This is a genomic window from Rhodocytophaga aerolata, from assembly GCF_030503435.1.
Classification (GTDB): domain Bacteria; phylum Bacteroidota; class Bacteroidia; order Cytophagales; family 172606-1; genus Rhodocytophaga; species Rhodocytophaga aerolata.
In genome coordinates this window covers 165,905-181,268 of record NZ_JAUKPO010000006.1, presented here as the reverse complement: position 1 = coordinate 181,268, position 15,364 = coordinate 165,905, and the positions used below count along the sequence as shown (strand labels likewise).

18 protein-coding genes are annotated in these 15,364 nt (G+C 40.8%); 3 read left to right on the top strand and 15 right to left on the bottom strand.

Translation table 11 applies throughout. From position 1 onward, the window contains the following. Positions 1-31: 31 nt before the first annotated feature. From ctlX to argS, 9 genes are all read right to left on the bottom strand, one after another. Entirely contained in the window at positions 32-952 is a 921-nt protein-coding gene (gene ctlX, locus Q0590_RS12995) for a citrulline utilization hydrolase CtlX (protein WP_302037979.1), read from the bottom strand. A 50-nt stretch (positions 953-1,002) separates the two neighbouring features. Beyond that, complete coding sequence (locus Q0590_RS12990) at positions 1,003-2,457, bottom strand: arginine deiminase family protein (protein ID WP_302037978.1); 1,455 nt, start codon at positions 2,455-2,457, stop codon at positions 1,003-1,005. Between the two features lie 108 nt (positions 2,458-2,565). Beyond that, positions 2,566-2,823, bottom strand: coding sequence for a hypothetical protein (locus Q0590_RS12985; RefSeq protein WP_302037977.1), 258 nt, complete (start codon positions 2,821-2,823; stop codon positions 2,566-2,568). A 178-nt stretch (positions 2,824-3,001) separates the two neighbouring features. After that, the gene (gene trxA, locus Q0590_RS12980) at positions 3,002-3,295 is read right to left on the bottom strand and encodes a thioredoxin (RefSeq protein ID WP_302037976.1); all 294 of its coding nucleotides are present in this window, start codon (positions 3,293-3,295) and stop codon (positions 3,002-3,004) included. Positions 3,296-3,444: 149 nt separating this feature from the next. Then, positions 3,445-4,335 carry a diacylglycerol/lipid kinase family protein gene (locus Q0590_RS12975; RefSeq protein ID WP_302037975.1) on the bottom strand — a complete coding sequence of 297 codons (891 nt, stop codon included), beginning with the start codon at positions 4,333-4,335 and terminating at the stop codon, positions 3,445-3,447. A gap of 114 nt (positions 4,336-4,449) precedes the next feature. Beyond that, positions 4,450-5,307: a universal stress protein gene (locus Q0590_RS12970; RefSeq protein WP_302037974.1), complete on the bottom strand. Its 858-nt coding sequence runs from the start codon at positions 5,305-5,307 to the stop codon at positions 4,450-4,452. 229 nt (positions 5,308-5,536) lie between these two features. Further along, complete coding sequence (locus Q0590_RS12965) at positions 5,537-6,442, bottom strand: 1,4-dihydroxy-2-naphthoate polyprenyltransferase (protein WP_302037973.1); 906 nt, start codon at positions 6,440-6,442, stop codon at positions 5,537-5,539. Positions 6,443-6,504: 62 nt separating this feature from the next. After that, complete coding sequence (locus tag Q0590_RS12960) at positions 6,505-7,065, bottom strand: glutathione peroxidase (protein ID WP_378410473.1); 561 nt, start codon at positions 7,063-7,065, stop codon at positions 6,505-6,507. A 97-nt stretch (positions 7,066-7,162) separates the two neighbouring features. Further along, entirely contained in the window at positions 7,163-8,941 is a 1,779-nt protein-coding gene (gene argS, locus Q0590_RS12955; RefSeq protein ID WP_302037972.1) for an arginine--tRNA ligase, read from the bottom strand. A gap of 357 nt (positions 8,942-9,298) precedes the next feature. Between argS and Q0590_RS12950 the strand changes: the two genes are divergently transcribed. Both Q0590_RS12950 and Q0590_RS12945 read left to right on the top strand, forming a co-directional pair. Then, on the top strand, positions 9,299-10,693 hold the full coding sequence (locus tag Q0590_RS12950; protein WP_302037971.1) for a type III PLP-dependent enzyme domain-containing protein: 1,395 nt from the start codon (positions 9,299-9,301) through the stop codon (positions 10,691-10,693). Positions 10,694-10,940: 247 nt separating this feature from the next. Further along, entirely contained in the window at positions 10,941-11,096 is a 156-nt protein-coding gene (locus Q0590_RS12945; RefSeq protein ID WP_302037970.1) for a hypothetical protein, read from the top strand. An 11-nt stretch (positions 11,097-11,107) separates the two neighbouring features. Here Q0590_RS12945 and Q0590_RS12940 read toward each other — a convergent pair whose 3' ends face one another. Continuing rightward, positions 11,108-11,623, bottom strand: a complete 516-nt coding sequence (locus Q0590_RS12940; protein WP_302037969.1) for a D-glycero-alpha-D-manno-heptose-1,7-bisphosphate 7-phosphatase — start codon at positions 11,621-11,623, stop codon at positions 11,108-11,110. Between the two features lie 49 nt (positions 11,624-11,672). On the opposite strand from Q0590_RS12940, the gene Q0590_RS12935 reads away from it, so the two are divergent. After that, positions 11,673-12,047: a DUF423 domain-containing protein gene (locus tag Q0590_RS12935; RefSeq protein WP_302037968.1), complete on the top strand. Its 375-nt coding sequence runs from the start codon at positions 11,673-11,675 to the stop codon at positions 12,045-12,047. A gap of 58 nt (positions 12,048-12,105) precedes the next feature. On the opposite strand, the gene Q0590_RS12930 is transcribed toward Q0590_RS12935, so the two are convergent. The 5 genes from Q0590_RS12930 to Q0590_RS12910 form a co-directional block, all read right to left on the bottom strand. Then, the gene (locus tag Q0590_RS12930; RefSeq protein WP_302037967.1) at positions 12,106-12,573 is read right to left on the bottom strand and encodes a hypothetical protein; all 468 of its coding nucleotides are present in this window, start codon (positions 12,571-12,573) and stop codon (positions 12,106-12,108) included. Between the two features lie 197 nt (positions 12,574-12,770). Next, positions 12,771-13,340 carry a sensor histidine kinase gene (locus tag Q0590_RS12925; RefSeq protein WP_302037966.1) on the bottom strand — a complete coding sequence of 190 codons (570 nt, stop codon included), beginning with the start codon at positions 13,338-13,340 and terminating at the stop codon, positions 12,771-12,773. Continuing rightward, entirely contained in the window at positions 13,341-13,832 is a 492-nt protein-coding gene (locus Q0590_RS12920) for a hypothetical protein (RefSeq protein WP_302037965.1), read from the bottom strand. 175 nt (positions 13,833-14,007) lie between these two features. Beyond that, complete coding sequence (locus tag Q0590_RS12915) at positions 14,008-14,406, bottom strand: DUF983 domain-containing protein (RefSeq protein ID WP_302037964.1); 399 nt, start codon at positions 14,404-14,406, stop codon at positions 14,008-14,010. 79 nt (positions 14,407-14,485) lie between these two features. Next, positions 14,486-15,355 (bottom strand): helix-turn-helix domain-containing protein, encoded by an 870-nt coding sequence (locus tag Q0590_RS12910; RefSeq protein ID WP_302037963.1) that lies wholly within the window; start codon positions 15,353-15,355, stop codon positions 14,486-14,488. Positions 15,356-15,364 lie beyond the last annotated feature (9 nt).

Below are 15,364 nucleotides of genomic sequence, written 5' to 3'. Positions count from 1 at the left end.
TCCTTTTTAGTATAATAACTTTTGGCTGATGTCATTTTGCTGGCAGGTGTACTTCAGCAATCATGCAGCGGGCACTGCCTCCTCCGTTGCTTTCGATCGTAGACAAATCTGAATAAAACATGTGATTATATTTCTCCAGTATCTTAAGCTGTCCGGGCATTAATGATCTATAGGCCTGCGTAGACATTACCAGAACCGCTTCGCCTTGTTTGTTTTTCAACTGCAACATGTTTCCGGCAAAACGCTTCATTTGGTCTATACTAATTTCTACTATTTCTTTGCCACTTTCCTGTAGACTTTGTAGTACCAGCTCACGTTCATTGGCATCGGCAATTGTATCCAGGCAAACAACGGCGAATCTATCGGCAATAGACATAAGTACATTGGTATGATAAATTTGCTTACCTTTTTCGTCCGTAGCTGTAAAACTCACCAGCCGATATCCTAATTTTTGAGCAAAGTCCTGGAGTACCTCTATACTTGTACGCGGGGAAAGGCAGGCATAGGCAATTTTATTAACCCGGTCTAGTACCATGCTCCCGGTGCCTTCCAGAAACAAATTATTCCGCTCATATGTTGAAAAATCAAGTGTCCGTTCTACTCTAAATTTTCTTTTCAAGCTTTCAATAATTTCTTCTCGCCGTTCCAGCCTGCGGTTAGCTGCAAACATGGGATATAAGCATACGCTGCCATCCTGGTGGAAAGAAACCCAGTTATTGGGAAAAATAGCATCAGGCGTATGGGGTTCTGGCGTATCTTCTACCACCGTTACATCTATGCCAAAGTTGCGCAGGCCTTCTACCATGCGGTCGAATTCCAGAAGTGCTTTTTCCTGCACGGTGGCCGCTGCTTTAGGTGATTCCGGGTTTTGAAATGCATTGCTTTCGGCTGTTTGCTCATTAAAAGCAAACCGTACCGGGCGAATCATTAATATATGTGAAGTTGTTTGCATCGTGATGAATATAAATAATAGCCTAAGCAGGCTATATAAATAGTGTAAAGTTATATGCTTTCGCGCAGCAAAGGCATACTCATGCAATGAGAGCCACCACGTGCGCGGGAAAGCTCAGCAGAGGGTAACAAAATAAGTGTATTCTCCAGTTCTTCCGGCGAGGTTTCTCCATTCTCAAACTTGCCTAGCAGTTCAGCGGCTCCTATAACCGTAAAACCAGTTTGTTTGAAGGCTTCAGCCGTTTTATCGTTGCGGTCGTAGCCAACTACCACGCCTTCTTTCAATGCCAGCAAATTGCAGGAATCGGTCCACTGTTCGCGGGCACCAAAAGGAAATTCGTTATTTCCGGAATACACAAATCTGGTAGGTTTGCCTGATTTCAGATCATTTTCGCTGATAGCTGATAACAGATCTTCGAGGTATTCGAAATGAATAGGTTTGTCCTCTTTTCCTTTGATAAACTGAATAATTTTAAGCCGGTCTTTTACCTTTGTATCCATCAGGCTTTCCATCAGATCTTGCTTTTCCATTTCTTCGCCATACCTGGAAAGTGACCCCAGCAGCACCCACACATCTTTTTTCACTTGCGTGAATATGGTATCAATATGCATATAGTCCCGTTTTTTGGGAATCCACACGACAGAAACCTTATTTACTATATTTTTATCGAAAAGAATCTTGATCACCTGGTTTACTGCATACGGAGAAGTCCGTTCGCTGCAACCAATAACTAAATGATCTGGGCTCACAATCATAACATCGCCTCCTTCCAGGGTTACACTCTTGCTATCTTTCTCGCCATCTGGCAACAGGAAATGATGTTCACTTTCGGGTATTTCAATAATCTTATCGCGTAAGTCTTTAAAAACCGGATGATTATAAAAGATATATTGCGTTAATAAAGCCTCCCGGGTACGGGCAATTTTAGCCGGTTTATTCAGCAGAATATGATCGTTGATGACAATGCCTATATCTCTGGTAAAAATAAAATTAGGAATAGGTGCAAAAATCATCGACTTGTCCGGCATAGTTCCGGAAATAAGGGTTTTGGTAAGCTCTGTTGGGGGCAAAGTAAGCAATTGCTCATGAATGGTATAGGAACACCGCTCTACCGCACATACAGAAGCCACCAAACGAGTCTTTACACTTTCATTTTCCAGAATATGTGCCAGCAAATACTGTGGATCTATTACCTTATTTGAATTAAAATAATCCGGATGTTCCGGTTTATAAAAGTTTCGCTGGTTGGCCAGTGCATCTATTTCTTTTAGTTTTCCTTTTACCTTGTCTCTATCCAGAAAGTATAAAAGCAGCTTTACGAAATAGTCATATTCTCCTCTACGCATCGTGTCCAGATGAACAATGTCTTCAAAGAGCCAATCCTGCGCTTTAGAGGGTACTACTTTGCCCAATCCACTATCCGGACTATGAATCATTACTTTGCGTAAAGTCCCTACCTCTGATGTTACATGTACTTGATTAGCTGTTTTTTTGTCAGATTGCATAAAGATTTAATTATTTATTCTGCCCAATGGCAGTCTATAGCTTCCAAACAAATGGTAGATATATTTACCGATTTAACAGAAGACAATTACTAAGGAAACACCAGATGCTTACTCCATGATTTTCTTCACTTTTTGCAGCTGGGTAATGGCATCTACCATGCGGAGCCAGCTCACTTGTTGTCCGGTAGCTAATGACTCATATACATAGCCTTTTTCTGCCCGGATCAGTTTGCATTTGCCCAGGTCGTAGCGTAGGGCTTCTACCAGATCTCCTTCTTGTAGCGGAAACTGGTTAATATCTGCTAATTGAGGGGGAGGCGTTTTTGCCTCTTCAGTCTGTTTTTTCTTTCTGAAGAAATTAAACATGTTGGACAATGGATAATTACAAATGGTAAGTTATATCCATTCTTTGGAATAGCAAAATGAGGGCATTTATTTGTAGTTAATCCTGCTTCAAAAATAACCCATAAAACCTACCCATAGCTATTAGCCATATAATAGCTATAGGTAGATTTCATGTAAACAGGCATTAGGTTATATACACTTAAGCATATTGCCCGATAATGCTTTCCAGCTGATGGACAGGCACTACGCCGGATTGACGCCACAGCAGTTTGCCTTGTTTAAACACCATCAATGTAGGTACACTCCGTACCCCATATTTATCGGCGGCCTGCGGGTTCTTATCTATATCAATTTTCACAATTTTTGCCTTTTCGCCAATCTTATCCTTCAATTCTTCCAACATTGGTGACATCATTTTACAGGGACCACACCAGTTTGCATAAAAGTCTACAAGTACAGGTGTATCAGAATTAATCAGTTCGTTAAAGCCCATGTTCGTTATATTTAAAAAGTATGTATGTTCGTTTATATTTTCTCCTGTATAACAAATAATACTACAAACCTAGTTTCCTATAACGGAAATTTGCCAGCCCTGGGGTATAGTCTGTTTAAACTCCTGGTTAATTTATAGCTGCTTTTAGTTCAGGGCACTAATACTTTTAAACTTCCTGGCTTAATGGCTACGGTTAATACTTCGCCCAGCTGGTGGGGTTCACCATCTACATGCACAGGGCCTGGTGCTTTTCTTTCTAGGGTAGCTCCAGCCGCCTTCCAGGTTTCCATGTACGTAGAAGCATGTAACGTTTTATTAAACAGCTTAATACCTAAATTCATGGCTTGCACCGTAGGAAAAGGGCGCATCAGACAAATATCAAGCAGTCCATCATCAATGCTCGCCTGGGGAGCAATGTAGGCATTATTTCCATACTGGGCAGCATTGGCAAAACTCACGAGAAAGGCCTGTTTTTCAACTACCTCATTGCCAATAGTAAGCTTATACCACTCTGGCTGATACATGGTATATTCCCATAAAGTGGTTTGAACATAGGTTTGAAATCCCCTGGTTTTTTGCTGAGCAAACAAATGCCCGACATGCGCATCGAAGCCCACACCTGCTGTGCAGAAAAAAGGCAGGCCGTTCATGGTGCAGGAATCTATAGTGGTTGTTCTGCCTTCCACCAGCAAGCGGATAGCATTCATTAAATCCAGAGGAATAGTTAAGTCACGGGCCAGTCCGTTACCGCTTCCGATGGGTATAATACCTAGGGTACTTTCCGTATATAGCAGGCTCCGGGCCACTTCATTCATGGTGCCATCTCCCCCCACTGCCATAATATATTCTACGCCACTGGCTGCTGCCTGGGCTGCGAGTTCGGTGGCATGTGCCCTAGCTTTGGTAAAGCTTATTTGATAATCGAAATACTCCAATGGTACATTATCTTTTATCAACTGGCTAATGTTTTTTTTGGAGCGGGTACCCGACTTGGGATTTACAACAAACAGTACCCTTTTTTTATGCTGAATATCCTGCAAGTCAAAGAAAATTAGACTGTTATATGTAAAAACATGTATACTATATCTATTAAAGAGAAAGCCGTATACCTAAGAGGCGACGGCTACAAACATACAAGGCTAAAACAGCACTACTCACGATTTTAAGTTGAACGTCAGTACTGGCCGGTTGGCATGATTAACAATATCTTCGGCGATGCTGCCACTGAGCAGATGCCCCAGGCCTGTACGTCCGTGGGTAGCAACGGCAATAATATCGGCCCCTACTTCTTCAGCAAAATGGATAATGCCCTCTTCTTCCGAATTGTCATCATACACTGTAAAGTCATACTTACTTAGCTGATAGCGTTGCACAAACTCATTTGCTTTTGCCCGCATAACCCGGGTACCTACAAAATTATTAGGCACGTTGATATATACCAGGTGAACATGTGCATTGAATAACTCTTGCATGGTTTTCAGTTGGCCAACCGCTGCCAGCTGATCACTCTCAAAATTGGAAGCAAATACTATTTTATTGACTGTAAATTCCGGCAAGATATTTTTTACGCTAAGTACTGGGCAAGTAGCATTGCGTACCACTCTTTCTGTGTTAGAACCAACTAATAACTCTTTCAGTCCACTGGCTCCTTTGGTTCCCATCACAATTAAGTCGAATTTTTCTTCCTCGGCATATACACTAATGCTTCCGTAAATATGTCCAGTCTGCACAACAGCCGAAACATTAACATTCGATGCTACCTTCAGGTTTTGTGCTACATCTTCCAGCCGTTTCTTAGTAATACCTATCAATTGCACAATATACACCTGATCCATCATACTTGTAGAAGTAGGTTCACCCATGGTATTGAACCCAAAGCCTCCTCCCAGCGAAACATCCAATACGTGTAACAGATGAATTTCGGCTCCATTTTTAGCAGCAATGGCCGCAGCTATTTGTAAGGCATTATCAGCTTGTTCTGAAAAGTCTGTAGGCACTAATATTTTTTTCATAACTGTATAGTAGAGTTAAATACGGCAGATTTGGAGGGAGGAAGTTCTTAAATTACTTTCCTAAAACCAAATGATAGACTTAATTTAACAGATTATGGTCTGTGTCTTGTGTAGGCTTAGGCAAAGAAAATAAAAAATATACCGATGATCAGCAGAATAACCAGGTAAGAGAGCATATCTACCTGAATGTATGGGCGGTATTTATGGAAATACTTTTTTAATAGGTTCATTACCAATGAATCAGTTGGCCAATGCCAAAAGTAAGAATAAAAAATAAGGTGGTTAAGGCCATTTGTTTCAGATAGGGGTCCAGTTCAGCCGCTTTGTGCTTTTGCCACACGCCTCTGGCATTTTTCCATAGCAATGGCACAATCAGCAGGAACAGGAACTGAAAAATACTGGTATAGGTGAGTAACACATACCATACCGCCGCGGCAACACCCAAAGCCAACAACACCCAGTGATACAATACGGCTTTTTCTTTTCCGACTCTCACCGGAATAGAGCGTTTGCCGGCCTTCCTGTCTGATTCTATATCCCGGATATTGTTAATATTTAGAACAGCTACGGCAAAGAGTCCGCAACTGGTAGCCGGTAGCAGATTTGGCCAGTAAAATCCTTTGGTATGTAAATAGAACGTACCGAGTACACCTACCCAGCCAAAAAAAACAAATACCGATATATCGCCCAGACCTATGTAGCCATATGGCTTCTTGCCAGCGGTATAGGTAATAGCTGCCAGAATAGATAAAACCCCTAAGCCCAGAAAGAATAAAATGGTTTGCCTGGAAGCATCGTGCAGCGCTTCATATAAAAGATAAATACCCGTACCAAACGAAAGTAGGGCCAGAAGAATAATTGCCTGTAGCATTTGCCGGGCGGAAATTAGCCCGGATTGTACCGCACGTTTAGGTCCTTCTCTCTCCACACTGTCTGCTCCATGCACCGAATCGCCGTAATCATTGGCAATATTGGAAAGTATTTGCAGCAGTATCGTAGTAAGCGAACACAGTATAAAAATTTTTAAGCTAAACAGCCCCAATGAAGCAGCCAGAAAACTTCCCATGCCTATACTGGCGAGGGCTAGCGGAAGTGTACGTAAGCGGATAGCTGAAAGCCAGGCTTGCAGATTCATACAAAAAATATATAAAAAAGACGCGGTTTCCCGCGTCTCTATGTTAACTCATTACAATTCAATTAGCTATTAATGGCATCAATCACTTCCTGACTCATAGGTTTCACTTTAGAGTCGAACATTTTTACCAGTTCGCCTTTTTCGTTAACTAGGTATTTAGTGAAATTCCACTTAGGTGCCTGATCATTCCAGCCATTCATTTCTTTTTTAGATAACCACTGGTATAATGGATGTTGATCCTGGCCGGTAACGGATATTTTTTCGAACATCTGGAATTTCACCCCATAGTTTTTCTGGCAGAATTCGGCAATCTCGGCATTGGTTCCAGGTTCCTGGCTATTAAAATTGTTTGCCGGAAAACCTAAAATCACTACTTTATCGCCATACTTATCGTGCAGTTCCTGCAATTCGCCGTATTGTGGTGTAAAGCCGCATTTAGAGGCCACGTTTACCAGTAATACCTTTTTGCCTTTGTATTGAGAGAGATCTACTTCTTCTCCGTCAATAGAGGTCATTTTAAAGCTATAGAGGTTTTTCTTAGGTTTGTTGTCGTCCATAGTGGCCTGGGTATAAAGGGCAGCAAAAAAAGTGAGCAATAAAAAAGTGAACGAAAAGAGTTTCATAGTATATGGAGTTTAGGGTTTATTTGCTCTGTTTAGTATAGACGGTTATGTACTAGCACATAACCATGCCTAATTTACGAAAGTTTCAGCATATCTGCTACATTCGTTCTGGTACACTGATGCCTAGTAAACTCATTGCCTTGCGGATTGTTTTACCAACTTGTTCAGATAATACTACCCGGAAAGCTGTTTCTTCGGCAGTGTCTGCATTGAAGATAGAAACTTCTGCAAAAAAGCGGTTATATTCCTTAGCCAGGTCATAGGCATATTGGGATATTACTGACGGCGCATAATCTCTCCCAGCTTCTTTTACCCTGTCGGGGAATGTAGCCAGCAGGGCAATTACATCTTTTTCAGCCGGTTGTAATTTTTGTATATTAACCTCCCGTTTCACATCCATCAGGTCAGCTTTGCGCAGGATAGTAGAAATTCGGGCATGTGTATATTGTATAAAAGTGGCTGTATGTCCATGCAGTTCTATGGCTTCATCCGGGTTAAAGAGCATCCGCTTTTTAGGGTCTACTTTTAGCAGAAAATATTTTAGAGCGCCTATTCCCAGCATTTCATATAAAACTCTGGCACCTTCTTCGCTAAACTCTTCTATTTTACCCAACTCCTGGCTGCGGGCTGTGGCTGTTTGCACCATTTCTTCCATTAAGTCGTCGGCATCTACTACGGTACCTTCGCGGGATTTCATGCGGCCGGTAGGCAGATCTACCATGCCATACGATAGGTGATACAAGCCATCCGCATAGGGTTTGCCTAGTTTTTTAAGAATGGTAAACAACACATTAAAATGATAATCCTGCTCGTTGCCCACTACATAAATAGATTTTTCCATGCCAAAATCTTTGTATTTGATGTCGGCTGTACCTAAATCCTGGGTGATGTATACAGAGGTGCCATCTGCCCGGAGCACCAGTTTCTCATCTAACCCTTCGGCCGAAAGATCTATCCAGACAGAACCATTCTCTTTTTTGAAAAACACTCCTTTGGCTAAGCCTTCTTCTACAATATCTTTGCCCAGCAGGTATACATTGGATTCGTAATACATTTTGTCGAAATCCACACCCATGCGGGTATACGTCTGGGCAAAACCTGTATACACCCAGGTATTGAGTCTTTGCCACAACTCTACAGTTTCTTTGTCGCCTTCCTCCCACTTTACCAGCATCTGCTGTGCTTCCTGCATCAATGGGGCAGTTTTCTTCGCTTCCTCTTCAGCCATACCTTGTGCTTTCAGCGCATCTATCTCCTGCTTATAGGCTTTATCAAACAGCACATAGTATTTTCCGATCAGGTGGTCGCCTTTCATGCCAGAAGTTTCAGGGGTTTCACCATTGCCAAATTTCTGGTAGGCAAGCATAGATTTACAGATGTGGATGCCCCGGTCGTTTACCAGATTGGTTTTGATTACATCATAGCCATTGGCTTTTAAAATTTCAGCTACCGAATAGCCCAGGAAATTATTCCGCAGATGCCCCAGGTGCAGAGGTTTATTGGTATTAGGCGAAGAGTATTCGACCATTACTTTCTGCCCGTTAGAAGCATAGAAACCAAAATCTGCTTGTGTTACTATATCCGCAAATACCTGTAGCCAAGCACTGTCGGCAATAGTCAGATTCAGAAAACCTTGCACTACATTAAAGGCACTTACCAGCTGTGTATGCTGCTGCAAATACTCGCCAATAAGGCGGGCTGTTTCCTGAGGATTTTTCTTAGAAAGCTTGGCAAAGGGAAACGTAACGAAGGTGTGAGACCCTTCAAAATCCTTGCGGGTTGCCTGCAGGTTTATGTCTTGTAGAGGCAGTTCTGCACCAAATAATTCTTTAAAGGCTTGTCCAATGGTTTGTTGTAACGACGATTCAATGTTCATTATAGAATTGGTTGTACAGGAATATGTTTTTACTTAAGTCCTGTAGGTATATTTTACAAAAAATTAACTCAACATAGGGAACAATCACCTACAAAGGTATGTTTCAAAAACGAAATTATTAAAATATAAGTCATTACAAGCGCACCGGTATATAAACTACCTGTTGGTGAGAAGGTTTAGCGAACAAACTATTCTTTACATACAATGGGCCCGGCAGCATAGTACATATGAATTTTTATAAGTTCTGCTTTGCAAAGATTGTAAATTTATCCCATTTTCGCATCCTTAAAATAGTTAATCGTTATAGAATTGAGACACGAATCTGTTATCAAAAACAAAAAGCCAGCGAGACCTCCCATGCAGAGTTACGTTGACTTGATTGATCAAACTTTCGATTTCCCCACAGAAGAGTTCCGCGTAGTAAACAACGAATTACACTTTAATGAAGTACCCTTGATGGACATTATTAAAGAGTATGGGACACCTCTGAAGCTTACGTATCTGCCAAAAATCAGCGAACATATTCAATATGCCAAACAGATTTTTAACGATGCTATTAAGAAATTCCGCTACAAAGGCAGTTATACGTATTGTTATTGTACCAAGTCTTCCCATTTTCAGTTTGTGCTGGAGGAAGCTTTAAAGAACAATATACATCTGGAAACTTCTTCTTCCTACGATATTGCCATTGTTAAGGAATTGTATAAACGAGAGAAAATAAATAAAGACACCTATGTAATTTGCAACGGTTACAAACGGGAGCTATACACCAGCTATATCAGCGAGTTATTGAACGACGGATTTCATAACTGTGTGCCTATTCTGGATAATTTGCGGGAACTGGATGCGTATGATAAGCTGGTAAATACCGATATGCAAATCGGTATACGGATTGCTGCGGACGAGGAACCTAACTTTGAGTTTTATACCTCACGCTTGGGTATCCGCTATAATGATGTAATTGAGTTATACAAAACACGTATTGCCAATAACCCCAAGTATAAGCTTAAAATGCTTCACTTCTTTATTAACACTGGCATGAAAGATAGTGCATACTACTGGAGTGAGCTAAGCCGCTTTGTATACAAATACTGTGAATTGAAGAAAATCTGCCCTGAACTAGATACCATTGATATTGGTGGCGGTTTCCCAATTAAAACTTCCCTGACGTTTGAGTATGATTACCAGTACATGGTAGAGCAGGTGATTGAAAATATTCAGTGGATCTGTGAGAAAAATCTGGTACCGGTGCCGCATATCTTTACTGAGTTTGGCAGCTATACGGTTGGTGAGAGTGGAGCTACCATCTATTCTATCCTGGATGAGAAGCTACAGAATGATAAAGAGCTTTGGTATATGATTGACGGGTCCTTTATTACGCATCTGCCAGACTCCTGGGGGATGAATCAGAAGTATATTATGCTGGCGGTTAACAACTGGGATAATCCGTATCATAAAGTGAACCTGGGCGGCCTTACCTGCGATAGTATGGACTACTACAATTCAGAGGCACATACATCAGAAGTATTCTTACCTGTGATAGAAGAGAATGAAAAACTCTATATCGGCTTTTTCCACACGGGTGCTTACCAGGAATCGCTGGGTGGCTATGGAGGTATACAACACTGCCTGATCCCTGCGCCAAAACACGTAATTATAGACCGGGATGCTAATGGGAAGATTACTACTCGCTTGTTTGCCCCCGAGCAAGACAGTGAATCTATGTTGAAGATACTAGGCTACCGGCAATAATATTTAGAGAGGAAATGCAGGGGGAATAGTTATTGAAGCATATCTTAAGCAAATATTACACTATTTTCCGGTGCATTATGTTGTAGTAAAATAAGTACAGTAGGACGCACCGTTTTTTTTACTAATTTTAGATATGCTTATGAAATGGCCCTTGAAAATTTGTATTCAGGAGATGGTATTTAAAGCCATTCCCTGTGGCCATTAATAACAAAACAATATTCACATGAATAGGCTAACTAATATCTCTATGAAAAAGCTTTACATTCTAGCAGTAGTGGCCACGGTGGCACTTGCTTCTTGTGGCAGAAACTATACGTGCCCGGTTTACTCGAAAGCTGATACAGCTGACAAGACAGACCAGGTGATGGCAAAGCATACAACCGAACAAAAAAGCAAGATATAATCTTGCTTTTTTTATGCTTTCAACAGAATACTTGCTGCTTCATATAAATTTTTTGCCTGGTACACAGCTGCCGGGCATTTTTCTTTTCCATCGGTAACAAATATTCCTCTTACGGCTACCTTCTGTGCGGCCTCTATGTCCCGTTCCCTGTCTCCTACCAGCCACGACTGGGCAACATCTATGTTAAATCTGGCAATGGCTTTTTCCAGCATCAAAGAATCCGGCTTACGGGCGATGGATTCGGAATCGTAACTGGGATGATACGGGCAATAATATATAGCGTCCAGAACATTTCCGCAAGCCTCCTGAATTTTCTGATGGCATTGCATTACTTCTTTTTCTGTATATAATCCTTTGGCAATACCTGCCTGGTTTGTTATCACCACTAATAAATACCCTGCTTTTTTCAACAGTTGCAAAGCCTCTGGCATGCCTTCGGGAATTATTAATTGATCGAGTTCATATACATAGCCACCTATTTCTTCATTTAGTACACCATCGCGGTCCAGAAATACACATTTATTCATGGGGTCTTGCTATTTTTGTTTCCGGCAAAAGAATATAAAATTTCAATCTATGCAAAAATTATTTCTGTTAAGTGGGGCCATTCTGGGTGGCTTGGGAGTGGCTATTGGTGCTTTCGGAGCCCATGCTTTAAAAGCAATGCTGGAATCTACCAGCCGTACCGACACATTTGAAACAGCCGTACGTTACCAGTTTTACCATGCGCTGGCTTTGTTACTTATTGGCTTACTTCTCTTCAGACTCGACTCCAAACTACTCCATTACTCCGGAAACCTGATGCTGGCAGGCACTATTATATTCTCTGGTAGCTTGTATATATTGTGTATGACTGGCATCAAATGGCTGGGTGCCATTACACCCATTGGTGGTGTCCTTATGATTGCTGGCTGGGTGCTGCTAGCTATGGGAATTACTAGGCAGTTGTAATTTTGTATTTATTTGAAATTAGCTACTTTACTTAATAAGTAAAGTACATTTTGGTCTGCTATTTATTAGGTAGTTGATTTGCGATGTGAATCAGTCGAATGGTATTGGATCGTTGATAATATTGAAACAAATGGTAAAAAAGTGCCCAGAGAAGTAAATATTTTCCCCAAGTAATAACAAAGAGAAAAACAAGCATCAAGTTCAAATTTACGATTACCTCCTGCATAGCAGGAACTGTATAATAGTCAATGGGAAGACCAACCAATGTCATCACGTTTGCCATGAGAGCAACAGAGCCAATTATTCGAGGAAAAAGCTTTTGAAGAGGTAAATCAAGCCAGGAGAGTTTTTTGATGAGTAATCGGTAGAAGTGAGTAATAGCTATTCCCAATGATAAAGTGGCAAAGGCATTAACAAGCAATCCAATTTGGAAACCAAAGGAATTATAATAAGCTAGGAGTTCAAATAAACAACAGCCTGTCCATCCAATAATCTGGAATATCCAATAAAAGTAAATCTTCTTCATCTCGTAAGATATAAGCTTCCAAACAAATACATAGAAATAGAATAATTTATACAGTTTATCTTAAATAAGATACTTTCCTTCATTTAATTTTAAATAGATTTTACAGTAATAGTTATTAACTCATTTAAATGGTAAATCAAAATACACGACTCCTATAAGATTATATTGGAAAAAAGCTGATGGTTAATACTATCTTTCTATGTTAGAACACTTTTTAACTCTCCTGCAAACTCCATTGGTATAATTAACTCTGCACATACAACATCTGGTAGCTCTTGTTTAATCTCAAAACTGGCTTGCTTACCAAAAAGCAGGGCTAGCCGTTGACTAGTGTTGGCTAACCCGAATCCTTCTGAACTTGAGGGTTGTAACATACCTGTGTTCCGGATAAAGATATGGGTAAACCTAGATTCATTTTTTGTCTCTATAGCAATAATGCCCCCCTTTACAGATTTAGAAATTCCATGTTTTACTGCATTTTCTACCAGTGTTTGTACCATTAAGGGCGGCACCTGGACATATAAAGTAGAAGGATCTATTTTTATAGCAACTTGCAGCCTGTCTTCAAAGCGGATTTTTTCTAAGGCCAGATAATCTTGTACTGTTTTTAATTCTTCCTCCAGGGCTACAGTTGTATGCTTATCGGCAAGCAGGGTGCTGCGCAGTAAATTAGATAGTTTGGTAATAGATGTTTGTGACTTTTCAGGATTCTCAATAATCAATGCCCGTATGCTATTCATGGCATTGAACATAAAATGAGGATTCAACTAGGCTCGCAACATTTTAGATTCAAAATCTTTCACGGAGGCCAACAATTTAATTTTTTCCACCTCACTTTTCCTAGACCGGTCAGAGTATTGGTATACATGGTAGATAAGTGCCCAAAGTAAGAAATGTTTACCCCAGTTGGTAATAATAAATACAATAGCAATTCCACTTAAATTTGTCCACACCTGGCGCATCGCCGGAATGGTATAATAATCAATAGGAATATTGAGCAAAGCCAGCATAGTGGACATAAGTGTTACGGCAGCAATAATGCGGGGGATAAGCTTTTGCAATGGCAAATCCAGCCAGGCGAGTTTTTCAATCAGCAGGTGATAGGAATGGGTGATGCCTATACATAAGAGTATGTTTATGAAAGCATTGGCTACTAAGCCAGTACTCATGCCAAACAGGCTGACGTACCGCATACTATCAATTGAAAAATGATATGTCCATCCAAAAAGCTGACATAGCCAGTACAATTGATTTTTCATCTCCTGTGTAATATAGGTGTAGCTCCAGATAGCAAAGTGCCTGAGTATAGCTAATATGCTAAATCTGAAGCATATGCACACTACCTTTTACATAAGAGGGCTGTAACACAGTTAAGTGGAGACGAGAAAAACAGGGATGTAGTAAAACCTATTCTACGTTAGCGAACATTGCTGGCTAATTATTTCCTGGCTGAGGCTGCTTTATGGTTGAAGGTCTGTAGCTCACAAAGAAATTCAACCAGATCAGGCGGGATACGCGGAAAATAATGGGCAGCGATAAAATAGCTATTACGCCCATAACGCTGAAAGTGACTACATATCCCAGGTTCAGAAAGAATAACATCAGTACGCCTACCGATAAGAACAACGCACTCGATAACCCATAACTGACATACATGGCACCTTGATAAAAGTCAGGTTCAGGTTCAAAAGCCTGGCCACATCGGGCACATTGTTCATTCATCTGGGTAAATTCAATAGATTTGAAAGGAGCATAGGTAAATACTTTCCCTTCCTGGCACCGGGGACAAACCCCTTGTACGACACTATATATTTTACTTCCCTTGCCTATCATGTTAAATTACTTTAATACGATAACAAAAATAACGTATAAAAAGCAGGATTGATAGAACAAAAAGCGGTATTGATGGTACTTATTGGAACTGCTGCCGGAATTGCTCAGGGGTAAGCCCGGCATTTTTTTTAAAGAAACGGGTAAAGTAGGAATTATCTGTAAAATTGAGTTGTGCAGAAATCTGTGCAATGGTCAGGTGGGTATGTACCAGCAGCCGTTTGGCTTCCAAAATAATTCGCTCCTGCAAAATGGTACTCAACGGCTTAGATAAAGCTGTCTGGCAGATGGTGTTTAATTGCTTCTGAGATATGTTCATTAGCTCTGCATATTCGCCGGCTGGTTTATGCGCCAGGTAATGCTTTTCAATAAGTGATTCTAACTGCCGGATTTGGTGAAGCAGATGAGACGATAACGACGGATGATTGACCTGGCTATATTGATTGCTTAATTTGATTAACAGAATATTCAGATAAGAGCTAATAATGGCTTGTTTGTGCGGTTCATTCCCCCTGTATTCCTGATAGATGCGGATAACAATTTCTGTAACGGCTGTCCGGATATTCCCATTCAGAACCATGCAGGGAGAAGCTGTATAATGAAAAAAGGGGAAATGCGCCAATGTATGGCGGGTATTTTCCAGTAGGTACAATTCGGGAGTAAAAAAAACCACATATCCATCTGTATCTGCCGACAGCTGAAAGGTATGCATTTGCGCCGGTGACATAAAAAACACACTTCCCGGCGTTACTTCATATGTTTTAAAATCAATAATATGCGTGCCAGTGCCTTGTGTGAATAAAAAGATACAATAGAAATCGTGGCGGTGAGGGGTTTTGATGAATTGATACTGGGCCAGGTGCTCCTCCATGCGTTGCACATATACATTTGGAAGAATGGCTGCTACTTGCTGGAAATTATTTATCTGGAGTACAGGAACTTTCTTGGCCACCGCAAAAGG

Excerpts from the sequence above, each read along its gene's own strand:
- argS (WP_302037972.1), bottom strand. The coding sequence starts at position 8,941 with ATGAACATTGAATCGTCGTTACAACAAACCATTGGACAAGCCTTTAAA.
- Q0590_RS12930 (WP_302037967.1), bottom strand. The coding sequence starts at position 12,573 with ATGAAGAAGATTTACTTTTATTGGATATTCCAGATTATTGGATGGACA.
- Q0590_RS12950 (WP_302037971.1), top strand. The coding sequence starts at position 9,299 with ATGCAGAGTTACGTTGACTTGATTGATCAAACTTTCGATTTCCCCACA.
- trxA (WP_302037976.1), bottom strand. The coding sequence starts at position 3,295 with ATGGGCTTTAACGAACTGATTAATTCTGATACACCTGTACTTGTAGAC.
- Q0590_RS12965 (WP_302037973.1), bottom strand. The coding sequence starts at position 6,442 with ATGAATCTGCAAGCCTGGCTTTCAGCTATCCGCTTACGTACACTTCCG.
- Q0590_RS12940 (WP_302037969.1), bottom strand. The coding sequence starts at position 11,623 with ATGAATAAATGTGTATTTCTGGACCGCGATGGTGTACTAAATGAAGAA.
- Q0590_RS12945 (WP_302037970.1), top strand. The coding sequence starts at position 10,941 with ATGAAAAAGCTTTACATTCTAGCAGTAGTGGCCACGGTGGCACTTGCT.
- Q0590_RS12935 (WP_302037968.1), top strand. The coding sequence starts at position 11,673 with ATGCAAAAATTATTTCTGTTAAGTGGGGCCATTCTGGGTGGCTTGGGA.
- Q0590_RS12985 (WP_302037977.1), bottom strand. The coding sequence starts at position 2,823 with ATGTTTAATTTCTTCAGAAAGAAAAAACAGACTGAAGAGGCAAAAACG.
- Q0590_RS12960 (WP_378410473.1), bottom strand. The coding sequence starts at position 7,065 with ATGAAACTCTTTTCGTTCACTTTTTTATTGCTCACTTTTTTTGCTGCC.
- Q0590_RS12990 (WP_302037978.1), bottom strand. The coding sequence starts at position 2,457 with ATGCAATCTGACAAAAAAACAGCTAATCAAGTACATGTAACATCAGAG.
- ctlX (WP_302037979.1), bottom strand. The coding sequence starts at position 952 with ATGCAAACAACTTCACATATATTAATGATTCGCCCGGTACGGTTTGCT.
- Q0590_RS12970 (WP_302037974.1), bottom strand. The coding sequence starts at position 5,307 with ATGAAAAAAATATTAGTGCCTACAGACTTTTCAGAACAAGCTGATAAT.
- Q0590_RS12920 (WP_302037965.1), bottom strand. The coding sequence starts at position 13,832 with ATGAAAAATCAATTGTACTGGCTATGTCAGCTTTTTGGATGGACATAT.
- Q0590_RS12915 (WP_302037964.1), bottom strand. The coding sequence starts at position 14,406 with ATGATAGGCAAGGGAAGTAAAATATATAGTGTCGTACAAGGGGTTTGT.